This is a genomic window from Planktothrix sp. FACHB-1355 (genome assembly GCF_014748295.1).
Taxonomy (GTDB): Bacteria; Cyanobacteriota; Cyanobacteriia; order Cyanobacteriales; family Aerosakkonemataceae; genus Aerosakkonema; species Aerosakkonema funiforme_A.
Genome location: NZ_JACJUP010000510.1, coordinates 1 through 4603, shown reverse-complemented (window position 1 = coordinate 4603; position 4603 = coordinate 1). Strand labels below are relative to the sequence as shown.

Genomic DNA, 4603 nt, shown 5'->3' with positions numbered 1-4603 from the left:
AGCATTTCGGCGCTCAATTAAAGGAACAGCAGCTTACCTGTGTTTAATTTAAACTGAGGCAAACAGCCAGCGATCGGGCAGATTTAAATCTAAAAATGTTTTACGCTCGATCTACCCGATCTCAAGTAGAGTAAGCAAGTTTTTTTGAGTTAGTTGCATTTTGCTACAAATGATACTTTTTGGGGAAATATTTTCGTGTAAAGTGTAGGTTAAGTGCTGGCTTTTTATTAAGCAGAAAAGTTTCTAGACTTATCCAAATTAAATCTGCCCTACCTACACTCTACCGATTTCTGCGGAGGCAATAATTAACGCCGTCCCAGAATTCCCTATAAGGGTTGTGCAAAAATATTTGTAGCGCAACAAAAAACCACAACCGCAGAATTAGTTACCGACAGGTGAATGAAAATGACCAGATTTACGAGAAGGCAATTTATTATTACAGCAGGAGCAACCGCAGCCGGTACTCTACTCGCTCACGGCTGTACTTCCAACTCCGCCAATACAACTTCGACAACGAATTCGACTTCATCTCCCTCCGCAGTTCCTGCTGTAAATGTCAGCAACGGCGACGCTCCAGAAGTGACTGCTGCCAAGCTGGGATTTATCGCTCTGACAGACTCCGCCCCTCTAATTATTGCTAAAGAAAAAGGCTTATTTGCCAAGTACGGTATGAAGGATGTGGAAGTACTCAAACAAGCTTCCTGGCCGGTAACTCGCGATAATTTAGAACTCGGTTCTCAAGGCGGTGGTATTGATGGAGCGCATATCCTCAGTCCCATGCCTTATTTGATGAGCTTGGGACAAACAAAGACCAAGCAACCGGTTCCCATGTACCTTTTGGCAAGGTTAAATACTAACGGGCAAGCTATTTCTGTTGCTAGTACTTATAAAGAATACAAGCTTGGTTTGGATAGCAAAGTACTCAAAGAAGCTTTTACAAAGCAGAAAGCTGCTGGCAAAAACGACCTCAAAGTTGCCATCACATATCCTGGCGGTACGCACGATTTGTGGATGCGTTATTGGTTAGCATCTGGTGGTATCGATGTCACGAAACAGGATATTGTTTCTGTGATTCCCGTTCCACCTCCGCAGATGGTAGCGAACATGAAAACGGGTAACATGGAAGCATTCTGTGTGGGAGAACCCTGGAACGCGCAGCTGGTAAACCAAGGCAAAGGTTACACAGCTTTAGTTACCGGAGAATTGTGGAAAGACCATCCAGAAAAAGCATTTGCGATGCGTGCGGATTGGGTAGATAAATATCCCAAAGCAGCGAAGGCAATTTTGATGGCAGTACAGGAAGCGCAGCAGTGGTGCGACAAGCTGGAAAACAAAGAGGAAATGTGCCAAATTGTCTCGCAACAGAAGTGGTTTGCCGTACCAGCAGCAGATATTATCGAACGTTCTAAAGGCAACATCGATTATGGCGACGGTCGCCCATTAGTTCAGAGCAGTCCTCTACTGATGAAGTTCTGGTCAGATTTTGCTTCTTATCCGTATAAGAGTCACGACACCTGGTTTTTAACTGAAGATATTCGCTGGGGCTATATCCCTGCTGATACCAACGTAAAAGAACTTGTTGATAAAGTAAACCGCGAAGATTTGTGGAAAGAAGCAGCGAAAGCTTTGAAAGTTGCGGATGCGGAAATACCGACCAGTACATCTCGCGGTGTGGAAACGTTTTTCGATGGTGTGAAGTTCGATCCCGAAAAACCGGAAGAGTATTTAAAGGGTCTGGCGATCAAGAAAGCCTAGTATTATTTAATTTCAGATTTTAGATTTTAGATTTCAAATCTAAAATCTGAAAATTGACAGTTGAAAATTCAAAATTGATTGGTAACTGGAGAAAAGAATGACGGCTCAACTGGAAAGAAGGTTGAATATACGCAGGGGACGGAATCCCATAAATGTATTTCTGCAAAAAAACTCAGCCAAAGTAATTCGCCCGTTAATTGCGCTCGCTATATTTATGGTGATATGGCAAGTGCTTTGTCCGCCGGGATCGCAAGGTTTGCCAGGGCCATTACAAGTTCTGCAAGACACTTGGAATCCCTTGATTATCAATCCTTTTTTTGATAACGGCGGTACGGATAAAGGCTTGGCATTGCAAATATTTGCCAGCTTGCAACGGGTGGCGATCGGCTTTTCGCTAGCCACCGTGGTAGGAATAAGTCTGGGTATCGCGATCGGCGCTAACAAATTCTTGTACGACGCTTTAGATCCGATATTTCAAGTAGTACGTACAATTCCACCCTTGGCTTGGCTGCCCATTTCTCTAGCCGCATTTCAACAAAGCAATCCATCCGCTATCTTCGTAATTTTTATCACAGCCATCTGGCCGATTATTATCAACACTACGGTGGGCGTACAGCAACTGCCTCAAGATTACAGAAACGTTGCTAGAGTCTTACAATTATCAGGGCCTGAGTATTTCTTTAATGTTTTGTTTCCTGCGACAGTTCCGTACATTTTTACAGGTTTGAGAATTGGCGTAGGTTTATCTTGGCTGGCAATTGTGGCAGCAGAAATGTTGGTAGGTGGTGTTGGCATCGGTTTCTTCATTTGGGATGCTTACAACAACTCTCAACTCAGCCGAATTATCATCGCCCTAATTTATGTCGGTGTAGTGGGATTATTACTCGATCGCCTCGTCGCCTACATCGCCTCGATCGTTGTCCCAGCAGAACACAAATAGGGAAGTCAAAAGTCAAAAGTCAAAAGTCAAAAGAAAGGGGTTAGGGGTTAGGGAAAGTCAATCATTCAAAAATTCCTCCTCTTCCCTCTTCCCCTAACCCCTAACCCCTAGCCCCTAACCCCTAACCCCTAAAGTATGTCTGTATTCGTAGAAGTCGATCACGTAGACCGCATATTCTCTTTACCGAATGGTGAGAGTTATGTCGCCCTCAAAAATATCGAATTGAAGATAAAACAGGGTGAATTTATCTCCTTAATCGGACACTCTGGCTGCGGTAAATCCACCTTGCTAAATACGATCGCAGGTTTGGATCGCCCGACAAAAGGCGGCGTTATCTTAGAAGGGCGACAAGTTACCCAGCCAGGGCCCGATCGCATGGTGGTGTTTCAAAATTATTCGCTGCTACCTTGGCTGACGGTACGCCAAAATATTGCTTTGGCTGTCAATCGAGTCATGCGACGTCAACCTAAAGGCGATCGTCGCAGCATTGTCGAACATCATATAGATTTGGTAGGCTTGCGACACGCAGCCGATAAGCGCCCCTGCGAATTGTCCGGCGGGATGAAACAGCGAGTGGCGATCGCCCGCGCTTTAGCCATTCGGCCCAAGTTGCTGTTGCTGGACGAACCCTTCGGTGCTTTGGATGCCTTAACGCGGGGTGGCTTGCAAGAACAATTGATGCAAATCTGCGAAGAAAGCCATGTCACCTGCGTGATGGTAACTCACGATGTTGATGAAGCGCTACTGCTGTCCGATCGCATTGTCATGCTTACCAATGGCCCAGAATCTCACATCGGTCAAATATTGGAAGTCCCCATTCCGCGACCTCGCCACCGCATGGAGGTAGTAAATCATCCCATTTACTACAACTTGCGTAACCAAATGATTTATTTCCTGAATCAGCAAAAGCGGGATAAGAAACGCAAGGCGAAGCAAACAGCAGCAGCAGGCAATACCAATACCAAAGGTGCGATCGTTTCTCAAACTAGAGAAAAACTCAACTTAAACATTGGTTTTCTTCCCCTCACAGACTGCGCCCCCTTGGTAGTTGCCCAAGAAAAAGGTTTATTCCAAAAATATGGGTTAGAAGAAGTTAACCTTTACCGCGAACAAAGCTGGGATGCGATCGCAGAAGGTATCGCCACCGGACGCCTAGACGCCGCCCCAATGGTGACGGGTATGCCTTTAGCCATGACTTTGGGTATGGGTGGCAACACTCCCATCCCCGTAATTACTGGCGCAGTCCTCAGTCGCAACGGTAACGCCATTACCTTAAGTAATAGATTATTCGAGCAAGGGGTACGCACGCTCAAAGATTTTAAAGCAGCGATCGCCAAAAATAAAGATCGAGTTTACACTCTCGGCATCGTCCACGAGTCCTCGATGCACAATCTCATGCTGCGTTACTGGCTGGCTTCCGGAGGTATCGATCCAGACCGAGATGTCAATCTGGTAGTTGTTCCACCAGAACAAATGGTGAAGCACCTGAAAGCTGGCAACATTGACGGTTACTGTGTGGGTGAACCTTGGAATTGCCGCGCCATTTACGAAGGTTTGGGTTTTGCGATCGCTACCGACCTGGATATTTGGCCGGGAAATCCTGAAAAAGTGCTGGGAGTGCGAGAAGATTGGGCAGATCGGTTTCCTGAAACTCATATCGCTCTGCTCAAAGCTATCTTAGAAGCTTGCGCCTATTGTGACGATCGGCGCAACCGCGAAGAAATTTTGCAATGGTTGTGTCAGCCAAACTATGTTGGTGTGGCGGCTGAATATATCCGTCCCGGTTTCTTGGGTCACTATAACTCTGGTACGGGCGCACCAACTCAACTGCTGCCCAGATTTAATTTGTTTCACTACGACAATGCTAACTGTCCGGGTAGAGCTGAGGGGTTATGGATCTTGACTCAG

Annotated in this window: 3 protein-coding genes; all 3 read left to right on the top strand. The window is 46.0% G+C overall.

Annotated elements, in window-relative coordinates; translation table 11 throughout:
- The first annotated feature begins 405 nt into the window (after positions 1-405).
- On the top strand, positions 406-1755 hold the full coding sequence (locus H6S82_RS19510) for a CmpA/NrtA family ABC transporter substrate-binding protein (RefSeq protein ID WP_190463926.1): 1350 nt from the start codon (positions 406-408) through the stop codon (positions 1753-1755).
- A 97-nt stretch (positions 1756-1852) separates the two neighbouring features.
- Entirely contained in the window at positions 1853-2695 is an 843-nt protein-coding gene (gene ntrB / locus H6S82_RS19505; protein WP_190463927.1) for a nitrate ABC transporter permease, read from the top strand.
- 135 nt (positions 2696-2830) lie between these two features.
- The coding region (locus H6S82_RS19500) for a nitrate ABC transporter ATP-binding protein (protein ID WP_191056585.1) at positions 2831-4603 on the top strand (1773 nt) is incomplete at its 3' end.

Bases quoted from the DNA above. Each gene is read 5' to 3' on its own strand.
- H6S82_RS19510 (WP_190463926.1), top strand. From the start codon at position 406: ATGACCAGATTTACGAGAAGGCAATTTATTATTACAGCAGGAGCAACC.
- ntrB (WP_190463927.1), top strand. From the start codon at position 1,853: ATGACGGCTCAACTGGAAAGAAGGTTGAATATACGCAGGGGACGGAAT.